At 71.4% G+C, this 21,092-nt stretch carries 20 protein-coding genes; 10 read left to right on the top strand and 10 right to left on the bottom strand.

Features of this window, described 5'->3' with window-relative positions; genetic code table 11:
- Positions 1–64 precede the first annotated feature (64 nt).
- From PS467_RS18040 to PS467_RS18015, 6 genes are all read left to right on the top strand, one after another.
- Positions 65–1,099, top strand: a complete 1,035-nt coding sequence (locus tag PS467_RS18040; protein WP_268972602.1) for a BMP family lipoprotein — start codon at positions 65–67, stop codon at positions 1,097–1,099.
- A gap of 115 nt (positions 1,100–1,214) precedes the next feature.
- Complete coding sequence (locus PS467_RS18035; RefSeq protein WP_311039893.1) at positions 1,215–2,855, top strand: ABC transporter ATP-binding protein; 1,641 nt, start codon at positions 1,215–1,217, stop codon at positions 2,853–2,855.
- Positions 2,852–3,994, top strand: a complete 1,143-nt coding sequence (locus PS467_RS18030) for an ABC transporter permease (RefSeq protein ID WP_311036147.1) — start codon at positions 2,852–2,854, stop codon at positions 3,992–3,994. The genes PS467_RS18035 and PS467_RS18030 overlap by 4 nt, the downstream gene beginning before the upstream one ends.
- An 88-nt stretch (positions 3,995–4,082) precedes the next feature.
- Positions 4,083–5,378, top strand: coding sequence for an ABC transporter permease (locus PS467_RS18025; protein WP_311036146.1), 1,296 nt, complete (start codon positions 4,083–4,085; stop codon positions 5,376–5,378).
- Positions 5,375–5,797, top strand: coding sequence for a cytidine deaminase (locus tag PS467_RS18020; RefSeq protein ID WP_311036145.1), 423 nt, complete (start codon positions 5,375–5,377; stop codon positions 5,795–5,797). The genes PS467_RS18025 and PS467_RS18020 overlap by 4 nt, the downstream gene beginning before the upstream one ends.
- Before the next feature lie 105 nt (positions 5,798–5,902).
- On the top strand, positions 5,903–7,177 hold the full coding sequence (locus PS467_RS18015) for a thymidine phosphorylase (RefSeq protein ID WP_311036144.1): 1,275 nt from the start codon (positions 5,903–5,905) through the stop codon (positions 7,175–7,177).
- Positions 7,178–7,189: 12 nt separating this feature from the next.
- Here the strand turns inward: PS467_RS18015 and PS467_RS18010 are convergent, their stop codons facing one another.
- A complete protein-coding gene (locus PS467_RS18010; protein ID WP_432280599.1) occupies positions 7,190–8,110 on the bottom strand; it encodes a LysR family transcriptional regulator in 921 nt (306 codons plus the stop codon).
- Between the two features lie 125 nt (positions 8,111–8,235).
- Between PS467_RS18010 and PS467_RS18005 the strand changes: the two genes are divergently transcribed.
- Complete coding sequence (locus tag PS467_RS18005) at positions 8,236–9,603, top strand: MFS transporter (protein ID WP_311036143.1); 1,368 nt, start codon at positions 8,236–8,238, stop codon at positions 9,601–9,603.
- A 775-nt stretch (positions 9,604–10,378) separates the two neighbouring features.
- Here the strand turns inward: PS467_RS18005 and PS467_RS18000 are convergent.
- Positions 10,379–11,143 carry an alpha/beta hydrolase gene (locus tag PS467_RS18000; RefSeq protein WP_311036142.1) on the bottom strand — a complete coding sequence of 255 codons (765 nt, stop codon included), beginning with the start codon at positions 11,141–11,143 and terminating at the stop codon, positions 10,379–10,381.
- Positions 11,144–11,258: 115 nt separating this feature from the next.
- On the opposite strand from PS467_RS18000, the gene PS467_RS17995 reads away from it, so the two are divergent.
- Both PS467_RS17995 and PS467_RS17990 read left to right on the top strand, forming a co-directional pair.
- Positions 11,259–12,425 (top strand): adenosine deaminase, encoded by a 1,167-nt coding sequence (locus PS467_RS17995; protein ID WP_311036141.1) that lies wholly within the window; start codon positions 11,259–11,261, stop codon positions 12,423–12,425.
- A gap of 124 nt (positions 12,426–12,549) precedes the next feature.
- The gene (locus tag PS467_RS17990; protein ID WP_311036140.1) at positions 12,550–12,804 is read left to right on the top strand and encodes a hypothetical protein; all 255 of its coding nucleotides are present in this window, start codon (positions 12,550–12,552) and stop codon (positions 12,802–12,804) included.
- Positions 12,805–12,923: 119 nt separating this feature from the next.
- On the opposite strand, the gene PS467_RS17985 is transcribed toward PS467_RS17990, so the two are convergent.
- The 5 genes from PS467_RS17985 to afsQ1 all read right to left on the bottom strand — a co-directional run bounded on the left by PS467_RS17985 (position 12,924) and on the right by afsQ1 (position 16,855).
- Positions 12,924–13,127, bottom strand: a complete 204-nt coding sequence (locus tag PS467_RS17985; RefSeq protein WP_268972591.1) for a PspC domain-containing protein — start codon at positions 13,125–13,127, stop codon at positions 12,924–12,926.
- 63 nt (positions 13,128–13,190) lie between these two features.
- Positions 13,191–13,772 (bottom strand): VanZ family protein, encoded by a 582-nt coding sequence (locus PS467_RS17980; protein WP_311036139.1) that lies wholly within the window; start codon positions 13,770–13,772, stop codon positions 13,191–13,193.
- A gap of 107 nt (positions 13,773–13,879) precedes the next feature.
- Complete coding sequence (locus PS467_RS17975) at positions 13,880–14,494, bottom strand: hypothetical protein (protein WP_311036138.1); 615 nt, start codon at positions 14,492–14,494, stop codon at positions 13,880–13,882.
- Entirely contained in the window at positions 14,491–15,999 is a 1,509-nt protein-coding gene (locus PS467_RS17970) for an ATP-binding protein (protein ID WP_311039892.1), read from the bottom strand. The genes PS467_RS17975 and PS467_RS17970 overlap by 4 nt, the downstream gene beginning before the upstream one ends.
- Positions 16,000–16,177: 178 nt before the next feature.
- Entirely contained in the window at positions 16,178–16,855 is a 678-nt protein-coding gene (gene afsQ1 / locus PS467_RS17965; RefSeq protein ID WP_268972586.1) for a two-component system response regulator AfsQ1, read from the bottom strand.
- A 202-nt stretch (positions 16,856–17,057) separates the two neighbouring features.
- Here afsQ1 and PS467_RS17960 point away from each other — a divergent pair, with 202 nt between their 5' ends.
- On the top strand, positions 17,058–17,840 hold the full coding sequence (locus tag PS467_RS17960; RefSeq protein ID WP_268972585.1) for a SigE family RNA polymerase sigma factor: 783 nt from the start codon (positions 17,058–17,060) through the stop codon (positions 17,838–17,840).
- Between the two features lie 137 nt (positions 17,841–17,977).
- Here PS467_RS17960 and PS467_RS17955 read toward each other — a convergent pair whose 3' ends face one another.
- The 3 genes from PS467_RS17955 to PS467_RS17945 all read right to left on the bottom strand — a co-directional run bounded on the left by PS467_RS17955 (position 17,978) and on the right by PS467_RS17945 (position 21,052).
- Complete coding sequence (locus PS467_RS17955; protein WP_311036137.1) at positions 17,978–18,628, bottom strand: ATP-binding protein; 651 nt, start codon at positions 18,626–18,628, stop codon at positions 17,978–17,980.
- A gap of 55 nt (positions 18,629–18,683) precedes the next feature.
- Entirely contained in the window at positions 18,684–20,036 is a 1,353-nt protein-coding gene (locus PS467_RS17950; protein WP_311036136.1) for an MFS transporter, read from the bottom strand.
- 95 nt (positions 20,037–20,131) lie between these two features.
- Positions 20,132–21,052: an amidohydrolase family protein gene (locus tag PS467_RS17945; protein ID WP_311036135.1), complete on the bottom strand. Its 921-nt coding sequence runs from the start codon at positions 21,050–21,052 to the stop codon at positions 20,132–20,134.
- Between the last annotated feature and the right edge of the window lie 40 nt (positions 21,053–21,092).

Genomic DNA, 21,092 nt, shown 5'->3' with positions numbered 1-21,092 from the left:
GCGTTACGATGCGGCGGAGCCAGCGCCGCAAAGGGGCGCTCCGAGTCATTCAGAGGGGACCCTCGTGCGCCGGGTATCCACGATAGCTGTCGCGGGCATTGCCACCGCGGCTCTCGCATTCTCCGTCACCGCGTGTGGCAGCAGTTCGGAAGAGGGAAGCAAGGACGCCGGCGTCGGTCTGGCCTATGACGTCGGCGGCCGTGGCGACCACTCCTTCAACGACTCCGCCGCCCAGGGCTATGACAAGGCCCTGAAGGACTTCGACGTCAAGGGCAAGGAGTTGACGGCGAAGGACGGCGACACCGACGCCGACCGCTACGACAAGCTGGCCAGCCTGGCCGAGGCGGGCTACAACCCCGTCATAGGCGTCGGCTACGCGTGGACCCCCTCGCTCACCAAGGCCGCCAAGAAGTACAAGGACACCGACTTCGCCATCGTCGACTCGGTCGTCGACGCCAAGAACGTGGCCAGCCTGGTCGCCGCCGAGCACGAGGGCTCCTACCTGGCCGGTGTGGCCGCGGGGCTGAAGACCAAGTCCGACAAGGTGGGCTTCATCGGCGGCACCGACAGCGCGCTGATCAAGAAGTTCGCGGGCGGCTTCCAGCAGGGCCTGAAGGACACCAACCCCAAGGCGTCGCTCGACGTCCAGTGGGTGCAGGTCGGTTCGGCCAAGGGCTTCGGCATGCCCGACCGCGGCAAGGACATCGCCGAGGGCATGCTCTCCAACAAGGTCGACGTGATCTTCTCCGCGGCCGGCGGCTCCGGCGCGGGCGCCATCGAGGCGACCGCCGGCAAGAAGGGCACCTGGTCGATCGGCGTCGACGGCGACCAGTACTACGACAAGGGCCTGTCCCAGTACAAGAACTCGATCCTGACCTCCATGGTCAAGAACGTGGACGGCTCGGTCTACGACTTCATCAAGAGCGTCATCAAGGACAAGAAGCCCGAGAGCGGCGTCCAGTCCTACGACCTCAAGCGCGGCGGTGTCTCCCTGTCGTACTCCGGCGGGTTCATCGACGACATCAAGCCGAAGATCGAGGCGGCCAAGAAGAAGATCATCGACGGTCAGATCAAGGTCAACGACACCTACAAGGACTGACCCCGCGCGCCACGGACCCGCAGGGCGCCCCCGGGCGCCCGCCCGGGTCCGCGGCGTACCCCGGCCGGTCCGGCCCCGGCCCGCCCCACCCCCCGTCGCCCCTCAGGAGTGCGCCATCAAAGCCGCCAGCCCCCCCAAGGGCGCTCCCGCCGGTGCCGTCACCGACGTCGCCGTAGAACTCCGCGGAATCACCAAGCGGTTCCCCGGAGTCGTCGCCAACCACGACATCGACATCACCGTGCGCCGCGGCACCGTGCACGCCCTCGTGGGCGAGAACGGCGCGGGCAAGTCGACCCTGATGAAGATCCTCTACGGGATGCAGCGCCCGGACGAGGGCACCATCGCGCTCGACGGCGAGTCGGTGGAACTGCACTCCCCGGCGGACGCCATATCCCGCGGCGTGGGCATGGTGCACCAGCACTTCATGCTCGCCGACAACTTCACCGTGCTGGAGAACGTCGTGCTCGGCGCGGAGAAGCTGCACGGCATCGGCGGCCGGGCGCGCGCCCGGATCAAGGAGATATCCGACGCCTACGGGCTGGGCGTCCGCCCCGATGTCCTCGTCGAGGATTTGGGCGTGGCGGACCGTCAGCGCGTGGAGATCCTCAAGGTCCTCTACCGGGGCGCCCGTACGCTCATCCTCGACGAGCCGACCGCCGTCCTCGTCCCGCAGGAGGTGGACGCGCTCTTCGACAACCTCCGCGAACTCAAGGCCGAGGGCCTGACGGTGCTGTTCATCTCGCACAAGCTGGGCGAGGTGCTGTCCGTGGCCGATGACATCACCGTCATCCGCCGCGGCACCACGGTCGCCTCCGTGGTGCCGTCCGAGACCAACCCCCGGCAGCTGGCCGAGCTGATGGTCGGCAGCGAACTGCCCTCGCCCGAGACCCGCGAATCCACCGTCACCGACACCGAGATGCTCGTCGTGGACGCGCTGCGGCTGACCGCCACCGATGTGGACGGGGTGGAGCGGGCGGTGCTCGACGACATCGGCTTCACCATCCGCAAGGGCGAAGTCCTCGGCATCGCCGGGGTGGAGGGCAACGGCCAGGCCGAACTGGTCGAGGCCATCATGGGCATGCGCGACCCCGACGCCGGCACCGTCACCCTCGACGGCGCCGACATCTCCCACACGCCCACCCGCAAGCGGCGCGAGGACGGCATCGGCTACATCCCCGAGGACCGCCACCGGCACGGACTGCTGCTGGAGGCGCCGCTGTGGGAGAACCGCATCCTCGGCCATGTCACCGAGGAGCCCAACAGCAGGGGCGGGCTGCTCAACCCGGCCGCCGCCCGCCGGGACACCGAGCGGATCGTCGCCGACTACGACGTGCGCACCCCCGGGATCGAGGTCACCGCGGCCTCGCTGTCCGGCGGCAACCAGCAGAAGCTGATCGTCGGCCGGGAGATGAGCCACCACCCCAAGCTGCTGATCGCCGCGCACCCCACCCGTGGGGTGGACGTGGGCGCGCAGGCGCAGATCTGGGACCAGATCCGCACCGCGCGCCGGGAGGGCCTGGCCGTGCTGCTGATCTCGGCCGACCTGGACGAGCTGATCGGCCTGTCCGACACCCTGCGGGTGATGTACCGCGGCCGGCTGGTCGCCGACGCCGACCCCGCCACCATCACCCCGGAGGAGCTCGGCTCGGCCATGACCGGCGCGGCCTCCGGCCATCTGGAGCACCCTGCGGACGGCGGAACCGGGACCGGGACCGAGGCCGCGACCGAGGCCGCGACCGGGGGAGAGGATCGATGAAGAAGCTGGACAAGGAGCGGGTGCTGCTCGCGGTCGCGGCCCCGGTGCTGGCGCTCGCCGCCGCGTTCGTGGTGACCGCCCTGGTGCTGCTGGCGACCGGCAAGGAGCCGTTCAACGCCTTCGGCATCATGTTCGACTACGGCGTGAAGGCCGACAGCCAGGTCTACATCCTCAACAAGGCGACGACGTACTACCTGGCGGGGCTCGCGGTGGCCGTCGGCTTCCGGATGAACCTCTTCAACATCGGCGTCGACGGCCAGTACCGGCTCGCCGCCTTCTTCGCCGCCGTCGTCGGCGGGGCGCTGAAGCTGCCGGGCCTGGTGCAGATCCCGCTGATCATCCTGGTCGGCATGCTCGTCGGCGCGATGTGGGCGTCCATCGCCGGTCTGCTGAAGGTCTACCGGGGCGTCAGCGAGGTGATCAGCACCATCATGCTGAACTCCCTCTCGGGCATCCTCATCAGCTATCTGCTGGTGGACGGGCGGCTGGCCGACCTCGACAAGCAGACCAACATCGTGGCCACCGACCCGCTGCCGTCCTCCAGCCACTTCTTCACCATCCCGGCGGGCGGCGACCTCGACCCCATCTGGGGCTTCATCGTGGTCGCGGCGCTCGCGGGCGTCGGCTTCTGGTTCCTGCTCGGCCGCACCCGGTTCGGCTTCGACCTGCGCGCGGTGGGCCGCTCCGAGTCCGCCGCCCAGGCCAGCGGCGTCAACGTCAGGCGCATGGTGTTCACCAGCATGGTGCTCTCGGGCGCGATGGCCGGTCTGGTCGGCATGCCGACCCTGCTCAACGACACCCACCAGTTCACCTCCGACTTCCCCACGGGCATCGGCTTCACCGGTATCGCCATCGCGCTGCTCGGCCGCAACAACCCGGTCGGCATCGCGCTGGCCGCCGTGCTGTGGGGCTTCCTGGAGCGCGGCGCCAACCGCCTGGAGTTCCAGGGCTACGACAAGGAGATCGTCGGTGTGATGCAGGGCGTGATCGTCCTGTGTGTCGTCATCGCGTACGAACTGGTGCGCCGCTACGGGCTCAAGCGCCAGCAGCAGAGGGTCGGCGCGGAGCTCGCCGCCCAGGCCAAGGCCGGTAAGGGCCAGGGTTCGGACAAGACGGAGACGGAGGTGCCGGTGACGTGAGCGACGCACACGAGGCCTCCGGGCCGCAGGTGATGACGATAGCCGCGCCTTCGTGCCGAGTGGGCGGAGAAGCGAACGGAGAAACACGATGAGTGCCACGGTGACCACCACCAAGAGCACGAGCGCGCCGGGCAAGGGGAACGGGCCCGCCTCCCGGATGTCCCTGGGCAAGGTGCTGCTGATCGTCGCCGGGGCGCTGATCGCGCTGTCGGTGCTGCGCGCCCTCGTCGACGCCGCCCAGCAGGCGGACTTCGACCGCGTCACCTCCTCCGGCCAGATCGGCGCCGCGCTCTCCATGGCCGTGCCCATCGGGCTCGCGGGCCTGGGCGGACTGTGGTCCGAACGGGCCGGCGTGGTCAACATCGGCCTCGAGGGCATGATGATCCTCGGCACCTTCTTCGGCGCCTGGGCGGGCTATCAGACCAACCCCTGGGTGGGCGTGCTCGCCGGTGTCCTCGGCGGCGCGGTCGGCGGTCTGGTCCACGCGGTCGCCACCGTCACCTTCGGTGTGGACCACATCATCTCCGGTGTGGCGATCAACATCCTCGCCCTGGGCGCCACCACCTATCTGGCCAAGCGCTGGTTCGAACCGCTGGGCGACATCGGCGGCTCCCCGAAGAACTCCCCGCAGGTCGACCCCATCCAGACGTTCACCGTCCCCGGGCTGTCCGACTGGCTCGCGGATCTGGAGAACCACCACTGGTTCCTGGTCTCGGACATCGCGGGCATCCTCGGCGGCCTGGTCACCGACATCTCGGCGCTGACCATCGTCTCCGTCCTCCTGGTCGCGGGCAGCTTCTTCGCCCTGTGGCGGACCTCGTTCGGCCTGCGGCTGCGGTCCTGTGGCGAGAACCCGACGGCGGCCGAGTCCCTCGGCGTCAACGTCTACCTCTACAAGTACACGGCCGTGGTGGTCTCCGGCGCCCTCGCCGGACTCGGCGGGGTCTTCCTCGCCCTCGTCCGCTCGCACATCTACAACGAGGGCCAGACCGGCGGCCGCGGCTACATCGGCCTCGCCGCCATGCTCTTCGGCAACTGGCGGCCGGGCGGGCTCGCCATGGGCGCCGGGCTGTTCGGCTACTCCGACGCCCTCCAGCTGCGCAACGGCGGGGCGACCGTCCACGCACTGCTGCTGCTGGTCGCACTCGGCCTCGCCGTGCTGGCGGGCTGGCGGATTGTCCGCAAGAGTTATGTCGCGGGCGCGGTGTCCGGCGCCGCGGCCGTCGCGCTGCTGCTGTGGTACGCCCTGACCGACACCGTGCCCAACGACCTGGTCAGCGCCACGCCGTACATCGTGACCCTGCTGGTCATGGGGCTCGCCTCACAGCGGCTGCGGATGCCCAAGGCGAACAGCAAGCCCTACCGGAAGGGACAGGGCACATGAGCACGTCCACCGCCGCGGCCCCCGACTGGGAGGCCTTGCGCGCACAGGCCCGGGACGCCATGTCCCGGGCCTACGCCCCCTACTCCGGCTTCCCGGTGGGCGCCGCCGCGCTCGTCGACGACGGCCGCACGGTCAGCGGCTGCAACGTGGAGAACGCCGCCTACGGTGTCGCGCTGTGCGCCGAATGCGGCCTGGTCTCCTCCCTCGTCGCCTCGGGCGGCGGCCGCCTCACCGCCTTCACCTGCTGCGACCGCGAGGGCGCCGTACTGATGCCCTGCGGCCGCTGCCGCCAGCTGCTGTGGGAACACGGCGGCCCGGAGCTCCGGATGGACACCGCCACCGGCATCCGCCCCCTGGCCGAACTCCTCCCCGACGCCTTCGGCCCCGCCGACCTGCGGCGCGCCGCCGCCCACGGCTGACGGCGCGCCCGGTCCGGGGCGCACCGGCCCCGGACCGGCCCCGCTCCACCCCCGGGGCCGGATCGCCACCGTGCCCCACCACACGAAAGGCCCCGTACAGCCGCCATGGACGCCATTTCCGTCATCCGCGCCAAGCGCGACGGCACCCGTCTGACCGACGCCCAGATCGACTGGATCATCGACGCCTATACGCGCGGCGAGGTCGCGGACGAGCAGATGTCCGCGCTCGCGATGGCGATCTTCCTCAACGGCATGGACCGGGCCGAGATCGCCCGCTGGACCGCCGCGATGATCGCGTCCGGTGAGCGGATGGACTTCTCCTCCCTGCCGCGCCCGACCGCCGACAAGCACTCCACCGGCGGCGTCGGCGACAAGATCACCCTGCCGCTGGCCCCCCTCGTGGCCGCCTGCGGCGCCGCCGTACCGCAGCTCTCCGGCCGGGGCCTGGGCCACACCGGCGGCACCCTCGACAAGCTGGAGTCCATCCCCGGCTGGCGGGCGCGGCTGTCCAACGAGGACATGCTGGCCGTCCTGCGCGACGTGGGCTCCGTCATCTGCGCGGCGGGCGAAGGACTGGCCCCGGCCGACAAGAAGCTGTACGCGCTGCGCGATGTCACCGGGACGGTCGAGTCGATCCCGCTCATCGCGTCCTCGATCATGTCGAAGAAGATCGCGGAGGGCACCGGCTCCCTGGTCCTGGACGTCAAGGTGGGCTCCGGCGCCTTCATGAAGGACATCGACTCCGCCCGCGAGCTGGCCACGACCATGGTCGGCCTCGGCAACGACCACGGCGTCCGCACCACCGCCCTGCTCACCGACATGTCCACCCCGCTCGGCCTGACGGCGGGCAACGCCCTCGAGGTCCGCGAGTCGGTGGAGGTGCTCGCGGGCGGCGGCCCGGCCGACGTCGTCGAGCTCACCCTCGCCCTGGCCCGCGAGATGCTGGACGCCGCGGGGCTGCCGGACGCCGACCCCGCCAAGGCCCTGGCCGACGGCACGGCGATGGACCACTGGCGCCGCATGATCGCCGCCCAGGGCGGCGACCCGGACGCCCCGCTTCCGACCGCCCGCGAACACCACGTCGTCACGGCCACCGCCGACGGCGTCCTCACCCGCCTCGACGCCTACGCGATCGGCCTCGCCGCCTGGCGTCTGGGCGCGGGCCGCGCCCGCAAGGAGGACCCGGTGCAGGCGGGCGCGGGCGTGGAACTCCACGCCAAACCGGGCGACCGGGTGACGGCCGGCCAGCCCCTGCTGACCCTCCACACCGACACCCCGTCGACCTTCGACTACGCCATCGAGGCCCTGGACGACGCGGTCGCCTACGCCCCCCAGGCCACGGAGTCCACCACCCCGATCGTGCTGGAACGCATCGCCTGACGCTCGCAGACCCTAGGCCAGCAGCTGCCCCCGCCGGCTCAGCAGGAACCTCTTGAAGGCGGCCACCGGCGGCGTATCGGGGTGGCCGTCCAGCCACGCGACGCCGATCTCGCGGACGGCGCGCGGGGCGGTGACGGTCAGCTCCGCCACTCCGGGGCGGGGGACCGCCGGGGGCGGCAGGAGGGCCACGCCGAGACCGGCCGCGACCAGGCCGCGCAGGGTCTCCGCCTCCTCGCCCTCGAAGGCGATCCTCGGGGTGAACCCCGCCTCGGCGCACAGCGCGTCGGTGATGCGCCGCAGCCCGTAGCCCGGTTCCAGGGTGACGAAGAGTTCGGAGGCGGCCTCGGCGAGCCGGACCCGGCGGCGGCCGGCCAGCCGGTGGTCGTCGGGGACCACCAGCCGCAGCCGCTGTTCGTCCAGGCGGCGGGCGACCAGATCGGGGGCGTCCGGTACGGGGGAGGTCAGGCACAGGTCGAGGCCGCCCGCGCGCATCCGCTCGATCATCGCCTCGCCGTAGTTCTGGACCAGTTGGAACCGCACCCGGGGATGGTCCACCCGGAAGGCCCGGATCAGACCGGGCACGGTCTCGGTGCCCAGCGTGTGCAGGAAGCCGAACGAGACCCGGCCCGCCGCCGGATCGGCGTCGGCCCGTACGGACTCGGCGGCGCGGTCGACCTCTGCGAGGGCCCGTTCGACCGAGCGCAGAAACGTCCGTCCCGCCGGGGTGAGCGCCACCGTACGGCCCCGGCGGGCGAAGAGCACCACGCCCAGGTCCTCCTCCAGCCGGACCATGGCCCGGCTGAGCGTCGACTGAGGCACCCCCAACTCGTGTGCGGCCCGCGTCACATGCTCATGGCGGGCGACGGCGGCGAACTGGGCGAGACGCGGTGTCAGGGCGGCCGCCCAGGACTCGGCCTCGACATCTGCTGTCACCGGAATGTCGTTTTCGTAACTGATGCGTGACACGAACGGCCCTGACCTTTACTCATGCTGCGGTGGATTGATTATCCCCATTCCGTGCATTGGACGCATCAACCGTGGGTACGTACGGTCGAACCATGCCTCCTGCCGATACCAAGGCGTCCACCGGAACCCACCGGGTGGACGCCTCCGCTTCGATCTCCACGAACCCGAACCCCTCCGAGCCCGAGCCCGGGTCCGAGCCCCAGTCCGACGCGGCCACCGACACCGCGGCCGGGCGGATGAGCCCGGGTCACCCCGGTTACCTCCGGATGCGGCTCGCCCTCTTCACCGCGGGACTCGCCACCTTCGCCCTGCTCTACTCGACCCAGGCGCTGCTGCCCGCGATCTCCGACGATCTGCGGGTCCAGGCGGACCAGGCCAGCTGGAGCGTCTCGGCGGCCACCTTCGGCCTGGCGCTCACGGTCGTGCCGCTGAGCGCGCTGTCCGAGCGGTTCGGCCGGCGCGCCATGATGACCGCCTCGCTCACGGTCGCGGTCGCGCTGGCCCTGCTGGTGCCGTTCGCGCCCAACCTGGGCTGGCTGATCGCGCTGCGCGCGGTCCAGGGCGCGGCGCTGGCCGGTATCCCGGCCTCCGCGATGGCGTACCTGTCGGAAGAGGTGCACCCGAAAGCGCTGGTCGGCGCGATCGGGCTGTTCGTGGCCGGTAACAGCGTCGGCGGTATGAGCGGCCGGATCCTCACCGGCTGGGTGGCGGACGCCTGGGACTGGCGGGCCGCGCTGGCCGCGGTCGGCGCGATGGCGCTGCTGTGCGCGGTGGCCTTCCGGCTGCTGCTGCCCAAGGCCCGTCACTTCACCCCGGCCGCGGTGAGCCCGCGGGCGCTGGGCCGCACCCTCGCCGGGCACCTCTCCGATCCGCTGATGTGCCGGCTGTACGCGATCGGCGCGCTGTTCATGACGGTCTTCGGCGGGGTCTACACGGTCATCGGCTACCGCCTGGTGGCCCAGCCCTTCGGCCTCTCACAGAGCCTGGTCGGCTCGATCTTCCTGATCTACCTGGTCGGCACGGTCTCCTCGGCGGGGACCGGCAAGCTGGTCGGCCGCCTCGGCCGGCGCGGTGCGCTGTACGTGGCGGCGACCACGACGGCGGCCGGACTGCTGCTCTCCCTGCTGAACTCGATCGCGGCGGTGCTGGCCGGTCTGGTGCTGATCACCGCGGGCTTCTTCGCGGGCCACGCGGCGGCGTCCTCGGCGGTGAGCCGGACGGCCAAGACCGGCCGCGCCCAGGCCGCGGCGCTCTATCAGGCGTCGTACTACATCGGCAGCAGCGTGGGCGGCGCGCTCGGCGCGCTCGCCTTCCACGCGGCCGGATGGGGCGGCACGGTCGCCATCGGCCTGATCGCGGTCGGCGGCGTGGCGGCGATCACGCTGTACGCCACGCGGAAGGCGAAGGCCGAGCGGCGTGCGGAGGCCGCGCGGCGCGAGCTGTGCGGTGTGCCGGCCTAGCCCGCCCCCCCCTGAAGCCGACCTCCTGAAGCCCGAAGGGGCCGTCCCGCCACTGTCCGGCGGGCCGGCCCCTTCGCCCGTACGGGCCGGGCCGACCGAGGGGGGCTGGGGCCGGCGGCGTACGAGGCCGGGGCCGTCTTACGGGCGCGGCTTTCGTCTCGCGCCTTCGGCGCAGTTGAGCAGCGGGGCAGGGGGGGCGGGGGTGCGGCGCCGCCGCCGTCCGTCGGGCCCGTCGGTGTGGGCACCGGTGGCGGCTCCCGCGCTCGGCGGCCGGGGCCCCGCCGGACTGCGGGCAGCCGGTACCCCCTCGCGCCTTCGGCGCAGTTGAGCAGCGGGGCAGGGGGGCGGGGGTGCGGCGCCGCCGCCGTCCGCCGGCCCGTCGGTGTGGGCGCCGGTAGCGGCTCGCGCGCTCGGCGGCCGGGGCCCCGCCGGACTGCGGGCAGCCGGGACGCCCCCTCCCGGTACCCCCTCCCCAAAACGCTTGATCTGACGCAACTAATGGGTCAATCGACTTCCGGAGGGGTACCCCACCCCCCGCTGTCCGGTATCGGCCTCGGCCCCCGGTCACGGAAGCCGCCACCGGCGCCCGCCCCCACCGGCCCGGCGCCCGGCGGTGAGGCCCCGGCCCGGCACCCCCCGACCCATGCTCAAAGGCGCCGAAGGCGCGAGACGGCGCCGCACCCGGCAACGGCGAGCAGGCCCGCCGGTCACGCCCCGCCGGTCACGCCCCCGCCGGGCGCGCCTCCACCCGGGCGCGCCCGCGACGCGAACGCGCTCAGTGCCGCAGATTCGCCCCGAACCCCGCCGCCAGCGGCATCCGCAGGCCCAGCGGCGGCGGAGCCGCCAGCGCGTCGGCGACCGGGCGGGAGTAGCCGGCGTGGAAGAGGGAGCCGAGGAGGAAGTCCACGGCCAGCGCCTGCACCTCGGAGCGGTGCTGATGCAGCCCGTGCCCGTCGGTGTGCACCTCGAAGCGGCACACATCGCGGTTGGCCTTCTTCGCCCGCTCCGCCAGCCGGTAGGACAGCTCGGGGTCGGTCCGTTCGTCGTTCGTCCCGTGCGCGATCAGCACCTGGCGCCCCACCAGCTGTTTCACCGGCTCGGGTGCGAGTGCCTCATCCGGTCCCGGAAGCCACGGCGCCAGCGCCACCACCGAGCTGACGGCCGGATGGCCGGCGGCGCGGAGGGCGGCGCGCCCGCCCATGCCGTGGCCCGCGAGGCAGACCGGCACATCGCCGTAGCGCCGCACCACCTCTTCCACGGCCCAGGCGGCATCCGACGCGGCATCGGCGGCGGCCCCGTTCCAGCCCCGGCACCGGTAGCGGACGACATGGGCGGTCAGCCCCTCGTCCCGGCCCGCCCGGACCAGCCGCCGGGCCAGCGGCAGCACGGCGGCCACCGAGAGTCTGGAGGGCCGTCTCGTCCCGTGGGGTTCGCCTTCGGGGAGCAGCAGCACCACACCGTGTACGGTCCTTCGCGCGGCGGCCGCGCCCATCGGCCGCCCCAGCCGTGCGCCCCGGTCGGGCAACGCTTGCTGAGCCATGGCAGAACGATCGCAGAAGGACCGGTGTACTCCACTACCCGTGCGGGTCACTGTTGCGTATCTATCCCCCACCTCATCCCACACGTTCTACGCGCGTAGGGGCTATGGTGCGCAGATGACGAGCGAGCACACGCATGAGCCCACCCCCGAACAGATCCGCCGCGCCCCCAAGGTGCTGCTGCACGACCACCTCGACGGCGGGCTGCGCCCCGGCACCGTCGTCGACCTCGCGAGGGAGACGGGGTACGAGGCGCTGCCGGAGACGGAGCCCGACAAGCTCGGCCGGTGGTTCCGCGAGGCGGCGGACTCCGGGTCGCTGGAGCGCTATCTGGAGACGTTCTCCCACACCGTCGGCGTGATGCAGACCCGCGACGCGCTCGTCCGGGTGGCCGCCGAATGCGCCGAGGACCTCGCCGCGGACGGTGTCGTCTACGCCGAGGTCCGCTACGCCCCCGAACAGCACCTCGAGGGCGGGCTGACCCTGGAGGAGGTCGTCGAGGCGGTCAACGAGGGCTTCCGCGAGGGTGAGCGGCGGGCCTGGGAGAACGGCCACCGCATCCGCGTCGGCGCGCTGCTGACCGCGATGCGCCACGCGGCCCGCGCACTGGAGATCGCCGAACTCGCCAACCGCTACCGCGACCTCGGCGTGGTCGGCTTCGACATCGCGGGCGCCGAGGCCGGCTACCCGCCCACCCGCCACCTGGACGCCTTCGAGTACCTGAAGCGGGAGAACAACCACTTCACGATCCACGCGGGCGAGGCGTTCGGGCTGCCGTCCATCTGGCAGGCGCTCCAGTGGTGCGGCGCCGACCGGCTGGGTCACGGCGTCCGCATCATCGACGACATCGAGGTCGCGGACGACGGCTCCCTCACCCTCGGCCGCCTGGCCTCGTACGTCCGGGACAAGCGCATTCCGCTGGAGCTGTGCCCGACCTCCAACCTCCAGACCGGCGCGGCCACGTCATACGCCGAGCACCCCATCGGACTGCTCCGCCGACTCCATTTCCGGGCCACCGTGAATACGGATAATCGTCTGATGAGCGGGACGAGCATGAGCGGTGAATTCCAGCATCTTGTATCAACGTTCCATTACTCGCTGGACGACATGCAATGGTTCACGGTCAATGCCATGAAATCGGCCTTCATTCCTTTTGGCGAACGTCTCGCCATGATCAATGACGTGATCAAGCCCGGGTATGCCGAGCTGAAGTCCGAATGGCTGTTCCGCCAGGTGGCCCCCGCATCCTCCGTGACCAGGGATTCCGCCCGCAAGGGAAGCTGAACGAGCGAGTTCGGAAAACGACATGGGCGGGACCTCGGGGGACGTTTTCCGTGTTTGCGGGCAGCCGAAACGCGTGGCTACGTTTCCGTATCGGTCAAGCCCCCGTCTCAAGGACAGATTTCTGATGAAGCAGGGAACCCTCAAGACTCTCGGTGTCATTGCCCTCGGTGCCGCCGCCGTCATCGCCGGAGGCAGCGCCGCGTCCGCGGCCGGCAGCGCGCCGGTCCCCGGCGGCTCCGCGGGCAGTGTCGCCCCGGGGCAGCCCGCCGCCAAGCCCGCCGCCAAGCCCGCGGCCCCCGCCGCCCAGAGCCGGCCTACTCAGAGCCTGCTGAGCGGGCTCAGCGGTCTGCCGACCAGCAACCTCCTCAAGCTGGGCTGAGCCTCCGCTCGGACACCCGGCCGGGCCCACACCCTCAAGGGATGTGGGCCCGGCCGTTCCGTACGCCGGGACGTTCCGCCGCCCCGGACGACCGTCGACGAGCAGCCGCCCGCGCCGGGTCACCACGCCTCGCGGTAGCCCTCCTCCGCCGGAAGCAGCACCCACAGGGCGAGGTAGAGCAGGAACTGCGGCCCCGGCAGCAGACACGAGACCACGAAGAGCACCCGCATCGTCGTGGAGGTGGTCCCGAAGCGCCGGGCGAGACCGGCGCAGACACCGGCGATCTTCTTGTCGTGGCGGGGGCGGACCAGCGGTGCGGCCATGATGGGAACTCCTCCTCGTCGTGGGGTGTGCTCGGGAAGAGCAGGTTCCCGATGTCCTCAACGCTATGTCCGCGTGCTGGAGGAGACGTCGCTCCACGGTGCGATCCCGACCCTGGGAATCGTCGGGGTCGCGGCCTGGACGTCGTCGTCCCGCAGGACGGCACCGGCCCGGCACCGGTCGGCCCGGCGGCGGAGCCGCACCCGGACGGCGGGGACCACCAGCAGATGCGCGAGCGCGACCCCGACGGTGTTCAGCAGCACCGCGTCCACGTTCATGATCTGCCCGGTCACCTCGCTGCGCAGCAGCGCCACCCCCAGGGACACCATCGCCCCGGTGAAGGCCGTACGGATCAACGAGGCCAGTGGATACGCCTCCACCCGGCCCCCCGCCAGCGGCAGCAGCACCCCCAGCGGCGCGAGCAGCAGCAGCCCGCCCCCGATGGAGCGGACGGCCTCCCACGGGCTGAGCGCCAGATCGGCGCGGATGGTGGCCAGCGGTTCGAGGGTCACGGCGGACACCCAGGGGACGTTCACCGGTCGCAGGGTCAGCCAGCAGACGAACGCCAGGTGTGCGACGAGGAGGACGAAGCCCGCGACGCGGTAGCGGAAGGCGGCCCTGCGGCCGGAAGGACCCTGCACGACCATCAGGACGCCGGGTGCGGGGGTCGTGGTTCCGCCTGCGCCCCGCTGGTCAGCACCTTGTTACCGACTGGTCGCCGACTCGGGACGGGACGGTGCCGACCGGTGACGGATCAGGACACCAGGACCCCGGAGTTGACCGCGGTGCCGGGATTGCGGCGCATCTCCTCGGTGCACTGGTACGCCTTGAGCGGGTCCCGCTGGCTGTCCGGTCCGCCGAGCACCACCTTGCCGTCCTCGTCGGCCACCGTGGTGTCCGCGAAGGTACAGACGATCTGGGCGAGTGCGAGCGACTGGATCTCCTCCGGCGGCCGGTTCAGCCGCAGCGCGCGGTCCGGGTCGTCCTCGGCCGCACCGGAGATCTCCACCCAGTCCTCCACCGCGGTGGAGAACCCGGCCGCGGACTCCGCCGCCGTCGGCGGCAGCCGCAGCTGCTCCAGCAGCGCGGTGGCGACCTGCACCGGCTTCGGCGAAGCCTTCTCGTCGCCCAGCCGGGCGGTCCGGCTCACCGACAGGATCCGTGAGGAGCACAGCAGATAGATCCGTACGGAGACGTGGCCCGCCCCCTCGGCGGTCCGCTCCGACTCGGGCGTCCGGCAGGACGCCCGCGAGGGCGCGGGCCCGGCGTCCACCGGCACCGAGGTGCCGCGTATCCCGCATCCGGCCGCCAGCAGCGCGACCGCGCCGGTCAGCAGCAGAGCGGCCGACCGGCTCCACCGCCCGCTCATGACCCGCCCTCCTCGCCCCGGCCCTTGGCCGTGCCGTCGCCCTTGGCGCCGCTGTCGCCGTCGCCGTCGGGCTCGTCCCCGGCCCCGTCGGCGACGATCCGGGAGGCGTCCATCGGCAGCCGCAGCGTGAAGACGGCCCCGCCCTCCGCGGAGTTCGCGGCGCTGATGTCGCCGCCGTGGATATGCGCGTTCTCCATCGCGATCGACAGCCCGAGCCCGCTGCCCTCCGAGCGCGGCCGGGACGCGCTCGCCTTGTAGAAGCGGTCGAAGACGTGCGGCAGCACATCCTCGGGGATGCCCGGACCGTGGTCCCGGACCTTGATCAACAGCTCGTCGTCCTCCGTGCGCACCGAGACCCGCACCGGCGAACCGCCGTGCTTGAGCGCGTTCCCGATCAGATTCGCCAGGATCACATCCAGCCGTCGGGGATCCAGCCGGGCCACGATCCCGCGCGCCGCGTCCAGCTCCACCGCGTCCAGCCAGGCACGGGCGTCGATGCACGCCGTCACCTGGTCGGCGACGTCCACATCGTCGAGCACCAGCCGGGCCGTGCCCGCGTCGAAGCGGGTCACCTCCATCAGGTTCTCCACCAGGTCGTTCAGCCGCCGGGTCTCGCTGACCACCAGCTGCACGGCCGGAGCGATCATCGGGTCGAGTGAATCGGCCTCCTCCTCCAGTACCTCCGTGACGGCCGTGATCGCGGTGAGCGGGGTGCGCAGCTCATGGGACATGTCCGCGACGAAGCGCCGGCTGGACGCCTCCCGCGCGGACAGCTCCGCCACCCGCTTCTGCAGCCGCTCCGCGGCCCGGTTGAAGGTGTGGGAGAGATTGGCCAGCTCATCGGAGCCCGAGACCTGCAACCGGGTGTCGAGATGTCCCTCGCCCAGCCGGTGCGCCGCCTCCCCGAGCCGCTGCACCGGCCGCAGCACCGTGGCCGCCGCGGCCTGGGCCAGCAGCGCGGCGCCGATCAGCGCGAGCGCGGTGGCGATCCCCAGCGACCAGGCCAGGGAGTTCAGATCCTGGCGCTCGGTGTCCAGGGACTTGAGCAGGTAGCCGGTCGGCCCGCCGCCGTTCACCGTGGCCCCGCCGACCAGGTACGGGGTGCCGTCCAGCGTGATCCGCTGCCAGTACAGGTGGTACGGGGAGGTGTTCCCCTGGTCCACCGAACGCTTCTGGTCCACCGCGTGCCGCAGCGACGCGGGCACCACGTCGAGCGTGAACAGATCCTTGTCCGAGGCCGCGGAACAGCTCTTGCCGTCCGCGGTCCGGCTGATCAGCAGCACCTCGTACTTCTGGGTGTTGTCCGCCATACGCAACGCGGCGTCCCGCAATTCGGTACAGGTGGGGCGGGAGGGCAGCGGGTCGGTGTCGTCCTTCAGCGCTTTGCGGAACTCGTCCAGCGTCGCGTCCTGGGTGCGGGTCAGCACCGCGTCACGGTTCAGCCAGTACGCGATGGCCGACGCGGACACGGCGGCGGTCAGGGCCACCAGACCGAAGACCAGCATCAGCCGCAGCCTGAGGCTGAACCACCGCAAGAGCCCCGCGGCCCAGCCCCGGGCCCGACCGGGCTCGTCGCTCACTGCGCTCAACTCCGTACTTCTCCGCCCCCGTATGCGCCCAGCGCGCTCGCTGGGGGTGTGGGCATCGTGGTCGGGTGCGGGTGGGTGGCCGCACGTGCGTGGCTCATTGTGGCGCGTCCAGCCGGTACCCCACCCCGCGCACCGTACGGATCAACGTCGGCGACGACGGCACGTCCTCCACCTTCGCGCGCAGCCGCTGTACGCAGGCGTCGACCAGCCGGGAGTCCCCGAGGTAGTCGTGCTCCCACACCAGCCGCAGCAGCTGCTGCCGCGACAGCGCCTGCCCCGGCCGGCGGCTGAGCTCCAGCAGAAGCCGCAGTTCGGTGGGGGTGAGCTGAAGATCCTCGCCGTTCTTGGTGACCGTCATGGCGGCACGGTCGATCAGCAGGTTGCCGAAGACCGCGGAGTCGGTGGCCTCCCGCTCGCCGCGCCGCAGCACCGCGCGGATGCGGGCGTCCAGCACCCGGCCCTGCACGGGTTTGACCACATAGTCGTCGGCACCCGATTCCAGGCCGACCACGACGTCGATGTCATCGCTGCGCGCGGTCAGCAGGATGATCGGCAGCTGGTCGGTACGGCGGATCCGGCGGCACACCTCGAAGCCGTCGATCCCGGGCAGCATCACATCCAGCACGATCAGGTCCGGCCGCTGCTCACGCAGCAGCTTCAGGCCGTCCTCGCCCGTCGCCGCGGTCGCCACACGGTGGCCCTGGCGGGACAGCGAGAGTTCGAGGGCCGTGCGGATGGCGTCGTCGTCCTCGATCAGCAACAGGAAAGGCACGTTGGTCATTCTGGCCTACAAGGGGCCTGTAGTTCGACCGTCGGGGGTTCATCGGCGCGATCCCCTGTGACGAGGCTGTGACAGTCGGCAGACACCCCCATGAAACTGGCCCGGCAAAGTCTTCTGTGCACCGGGCGGAACACCACCGGCCCGGGGCGGCAAGCAGCGAACCGATCAAGGCTCCACCGACGGGGGCGCGACCATGAGCACACTGCACTTCACTCACACCAGCGCAGTTCGCACGCGCCTCCACGACGCCGGTCGGGGCAACGAGAAGTCCGGTGCCGTGAGCGGGCGGGGGTGCGCTCGCGGCGCCGGGCGTCAGCGGCCTCCTTACATGGTGGCCATTGACGCGATCACGGGGGACAAGGAGGCCGGTCACGGCCTCGGGGGGGACAACGGGGGACCGGGGGGACCCGGGGGGAGCTCGTACGGGGAGGCAGAGGGGGAGCGGCGTACCGCGTCGGAGGCGGAGTTCACCGCCTATGTCCAGGAGCGCCGCGCCTCCCTGTACGCAACCGCCTACCACCTGACCGGGGACCGCTTCGAGGCCGAGGACCTGCTCCAGAGCGCGCTGTTCTCGACCTACCGGGCCTGGGACCGGATCAGCGACAAGGCGGCGGTCGGCGGCTATCTGCGCCGCACCATGACCAATCTGCACATCAGCGCGTGGCGTCGGCGCAAGCTCAACGAGTACCCGACGGAGGAGCTGCCGGAGACGGTGGGCGACCAGGACGCGATGCGCGGCACCGAGCTGCGCGCCGTGTTGTGGCAGGCCCTGGCCCGGCTGCCCGAGCTCCAGCGCACGATGCTGGTGCTGCGCTACTACGAGGGCCGGACAGACCCGGAAATCGCCGACATACTCAACATCAGTGTCGGAACGGTCAAAAGCAGCATCTGGCGCTCGCTGCGCCGGCTGCGCGAGGACGAGACCCTCAGCTTCGGCCGTGACCAGGAGGAGTCCTTCGGCGAGCTGGTCGCCTGACGGCGGCGGAACGACCGAAGGCGGAGAGAAAGGAAAAGGGGGGAACGGGGGAAACAGGAAAAAATCGGGGGAACACGGGGGAAACAGGTGCGAGGCCGGACAGTCCAGGGGGGATCTGTCCGGCCTCGCACCTGTTGTCAGGCGGGTGTCTTCTGGGCGGCGGGGCCCGGGACCGGGATACGTGGTCCCGCCGCCGCGGCCGCTATCCGGCCCATCGCCACGTCCTTGCCGCACGCATACGCGCCCAGCGCCGTCTGCCGGGCCACGATGCCGCGCTCCGCGCGCATCAGCCGCCAGCCGCGCCGCACCAGATACGGCGCCGACTTACGGCCCTCCCGCAGGTCGCGCAACAGCCTGCGGCGGAAGGTCGTGGACGGACGGCCGCGCAGACAGAGCGCGTCCGCGAGCACCCCGAGGTCGGCACACCGCCCGATGATGTCGGCGGCGAAGATGCCCTCGGCGATGAGCAGTGGCGTCTGCCCGATGTCCAGCGACTCCTCGCCGACGCGGGAGCTGGTGGCGATGTCGTACAGCGGCACGGTGGCCCGTGACGTACGGCACAGTGCCTCGATCGCCGCGACCGCCGCGTCCGCGTCCCAGGACAGTGGTGAGTCCCAGTCGGCGCCCCCGCCGCCGGCGAGTTGGGGGAGCGTCGGGTCGTCGGCCTCCTTGTAGAAGTCGTCGAGGGTGAGTACGGGCAGCCCGGTGCGGGCCGCGAGCGACGACTTTCCCGAGCCGGAGGGGCCGGAGAGCAGGACGACGCGGGCGGAAGGCGGTTGGCTGGTCACGGAACACCAGTGTGACGCATCCTTACGCCCGCGTGACCCCCACGTGACGACGCCGTCAGACGACCGCTCGGGGCCGTTCCGCCGCCGCCGTCCGGGCCGGACGGGTCCTGGGGCCGAAGATCGCCAGGGCGACGGCGCCCAGGATCCAGGTGGCCGCGATGAACAGGAAGACGCTCTGATAGCCGGTGCGGTGGTAGAGGCCCGCGATGATCAGCGGTCCTGCGGCGTTCGAGAGGCGGCCGAGCCCGTAGGAGACGCCCGTCCCCAGCGAGCGGCTCTGGGTGTCGAACAGCTCGGGGGAGTAGGCGTACCCCAGGGCCGTGTAGCCGCGCTCGAAGAAGTTCACCAGGAAGCCGAAGACCACGATCAGGATCGGGTTGAAGGTCAGTCCGTACAGCAGACCGCAGAGCGCGATCACCGTGCCGAAGGCCACCAGACACCATTTGCGCTCGAACCGGTCGGTGACCAGGGCGGCCAGCAGTGAGCCGAGCGGGGCGCCCACGGTGGTGAGGGCCACGTAGAAGACCGACTTCTCGACGCTGAAGCCCTCCTTGGCCAGCAGGGTGGGCGCCCAGCTCGAGTAGCCGAAGAAGCCGATGGTCTGGGTCACCCACACCACCGCGAGCAGAACGGTCGGCCCGAGGTACTTCTTCTTCAGCAGCAGGCGCGGCGACGCCTTGGCGGGCCGTGCCTCGTCGACCGGCGGCGGGGCCTCGGGGAGCGGGCCCTTCTCCAGGGCGACCTGGGCCTCGATCTCGGTGAGGATCGCGTCCGCCGCGCCGTACTCGCCCCTGCTCTCGTGCCAGCGGGGGGACTCCTTGAGGTGCCGGGTGAAGAAGACGAAGAGGAGGCCGAGGGAGCCCCACAGGTAGACCAGCCGCCATGACCAGTCGGTGAGCGGTACGACGGCGCTGGCGATGAGGTTGGTGGCGGGGGTGCCGCAGATGCCGATGACGATCGCGTACGCCTGGTACTTGCCGCGTACGGCGGCCGGATAGACCTCATTGACGTAGATGACCGCCACGACGGTCATCGCGGCCAGCCCCGCCGAGGTGAGCACCCGGAAGACGCCCATCGAGACGATGTCCCAGGAGAAGGCCGAGGCCAGGGAGAAGACGCCGAAACACAGCGTGGTGTAGATCAGCGCGTTCTTGCGGCCCCACCGGTCGGCGATGGTGCTCGCGACGACCGAGCCGATGAACATGCCGACGAACGACAGCGAGGTCACATAGGCGACCTGGTCGACCGTGATGCCCCACAGGTCCACGAGCTGGGGGGCGGTGGTCGCGAAGGTGTTGATGTCCGCGAACTCGAAGAAGTAGGCGAAGGAGACGGCCAGCAGGGTGATCTTGTGAAACCGGGCTATGGGAAGTCTGTTCAGCCGGTTCACCGCATTGGAATGGTGCATGTGCGGCCCTTGTGAGGAGAGGCGGGAAACGGGGAGGGGGAGACCGGGGAGACACCTGAGGGAGGGGAGGGGGCGGAGCGGGGGAGGGGCAGGGATCAGGCGGTTTCGCCGGGCCAGTAGAGCCTCATGGGGTTGTCGACCAGCAGCTTCCGCTGCTGCTCGGCGGTGACCGCCACCTGGGGCACATAGTCGACCAGCAGCCCGTCGTCCGGCATGTGGTCGGTGAGGTTGGGGTGCGGCCAGTCCGTGCCCCACAGCACCTGGTCGGGGAACTCCTCGACCGTGTGGCGGGCGAAGGGCACGACATCGGTGTAGGGGTGGCGCTCCGCGTTCAGCGCGGCGGGACCGGTGACGCTCAGGCGCTCGGGGCAGGTCACCTTGACCCACACCTCGTTGCGCTCGACGAACCGCAGGAAGCGGGTGAAGTCCGGTCCTTCGGCCGGCTGGGTCACATCCGGCCGGCCCATGTGGTCCACCACCAGGGGGGTGGGCAGTGAGCCGAAGAAACGTTCCAGCTCGGGCAGGTCATTGCTCTCGAAGTAGAGGACGACATGCCAGCCGAGCGGGGCGATCTTCTTGGCGACGGTCATCAGGGCGTCCTGGGGCGCGGCATCGGCCAGGCGCTTCAGAAAGGTGAAGCGCACCCCGCGCACCCCCGCCGCGTCCAGCCGGCGCAGCTCGGCGTCGGTGATGTCCGGGCGCACGGTCGCGATACCGCGCGCCCGGCCGCCGGACGACTGGACGGCGTCGACCATGGCGCTGTTGTCCGCCCCGTGGCAGGTGGCCTGGACGATCACATTGCGGCTGACCCCGAGGTGGTCGCGGAGGGCGAAGAGATCGTCCTTGCCGCCGTCGCAGGGGGTGTACTTGCGCTCGGGGGCGAAGGGGAACGCGGCCTGTGGACCGAAGACGTGGCAGTGGGCGTCGACGGTGCCCGGCGGGAGGGTGAAGGCGGGCTCGGACGGGTTGGCGTACCAGTCCAGCCAGCCCGGGGTCTTGGGGGAAAGGGTGCTCATGAGGGCTCCTCCGGGCGGATGCGCGGCCCTGCGGTGGCCA

The organism is Streptomyces luomodiensis (assembly GCF_031679605.1).
Classification (GTDB): Bacteria; Actinomycetota; Actinomycetes; order Streptomycetales; family Streptomycetaceae; genus Streptomyces; species Streptomyces luomodiensis.
Note: the sequence above shows the minus strand (reverse complement) of the source record. Positions and strands in the feature narration are given on the sequence as shown.

Excerpts from the sequence above, each read along its gene's own strand:
- PS467_RS17975 (WP_311036138.1), bottom strand. The coding sequence starts at position 14,494 with ATGAGCGGGCGGTGGAGCCGGTCGGCCGCTCTGCTGCTGACCGGCGCG.
- PS467_RS18000 (WP_311036142.1), bottom strand. The coding sequence starts at position 11,143 with ATGGCTCAGCAAGCGTTGCCCGACCGGGGCGCACGGCTGGGGCGGCCG.
- PS467_RS18020 (WP_311036145.1), top strand. The coding sequence starts at position 5,375 with ATGAGCACGTCCACCGCCGCGGCCCCCGACTGGGAGGCCTTGCGCGCA.
- PS467_RS17980 (WP_311036139.1), bottom strand. The coding sequence starts at position 13,772 with ATGGTCGTGCAGGGTCCTTCCGGCCGCAGGGCCGCCTTCCGCTACCGC.
- PS467_RS17995 (WP_311036141.1), top strand. The coding sequence starts at position 11,259 with ATGACGAGCGAGCACACGCATGAGCCCACCCCCGAACAGATCCGCCGC.
- PS467_RS18015 (WP_311036144.1), top strand. The coding sequence starts at position 5,903 with ATGGACGCCATTTCCGTCATCCGCGCCAAGCGCGACGGCACCCGTCTG.
- PS467_RS17945 (WP_311036135.1), bottom strand. The coding sequence starts at position 21,052 with ATGAGCACCCTTTCCCCCAAGACCCCGGGCTGGCTGGACTGGTACGCC.
- PS467_RS18030 (WP_311036147.1), top strand. The coding sequence starts at position 2,852 with ATGAAGAAGCTGGACAAGGAGCGGGTGCTGCTCGCGGTCGCGGCCCCG.
- PS467_RS18005 (WP_311036143.1), top strand. The coding sequence starts at position 8,236 with ATGCCTCCTGCCGATACCAAGGCGTCCACCGGAACCCACCGGGTGGAC.
- PS467_RS17990 (WP_311036140.1), top strand. The coding sequence starts at position 12,550 with ATGAAGCAGGGAACCCTCAAGACTCTCGGTGTCATTGCCCTCGGTGCC.
- PS467_RS17985 (WP_268972591.1), bottom strand. The coding sequence starts at position 13,127 with ATGGCCGCACCGCTGGTCCGCCCCCGCCACGACAAGAAGATCGCCGGT.
- PS467_RS17950 (WP_311036136.1), bottom strand. The coding sequence starts at position 20,036 with ATGCACCATTCCAATGCGGTGAACCGGCTGAACAGACTTCCCATAGCC.
- PS467_RS17960 (WP_268972585.1), top strand. The coding sequence starts at position 17,058 with ATGAGCACACTGCACTTCACTCACACCAGCGCAGTTCGCACGCGCCTC.
- PS467_RS18025 (WP_311036146.1), top strand. The coding sequence starts at position 4,083 with ATGAGTGCCACGGTGACCACCACCAAGAGCACGAGCGCGCCGGGCAAG.
- PS467_RS17970 (WP_311039892.1), bottom strand. The coding sequence starts at position 15,999 with ATGCTGGTCTTCGGTCTGGTGGCCCTGACCGCCGCCGTGTCCGCGTCG.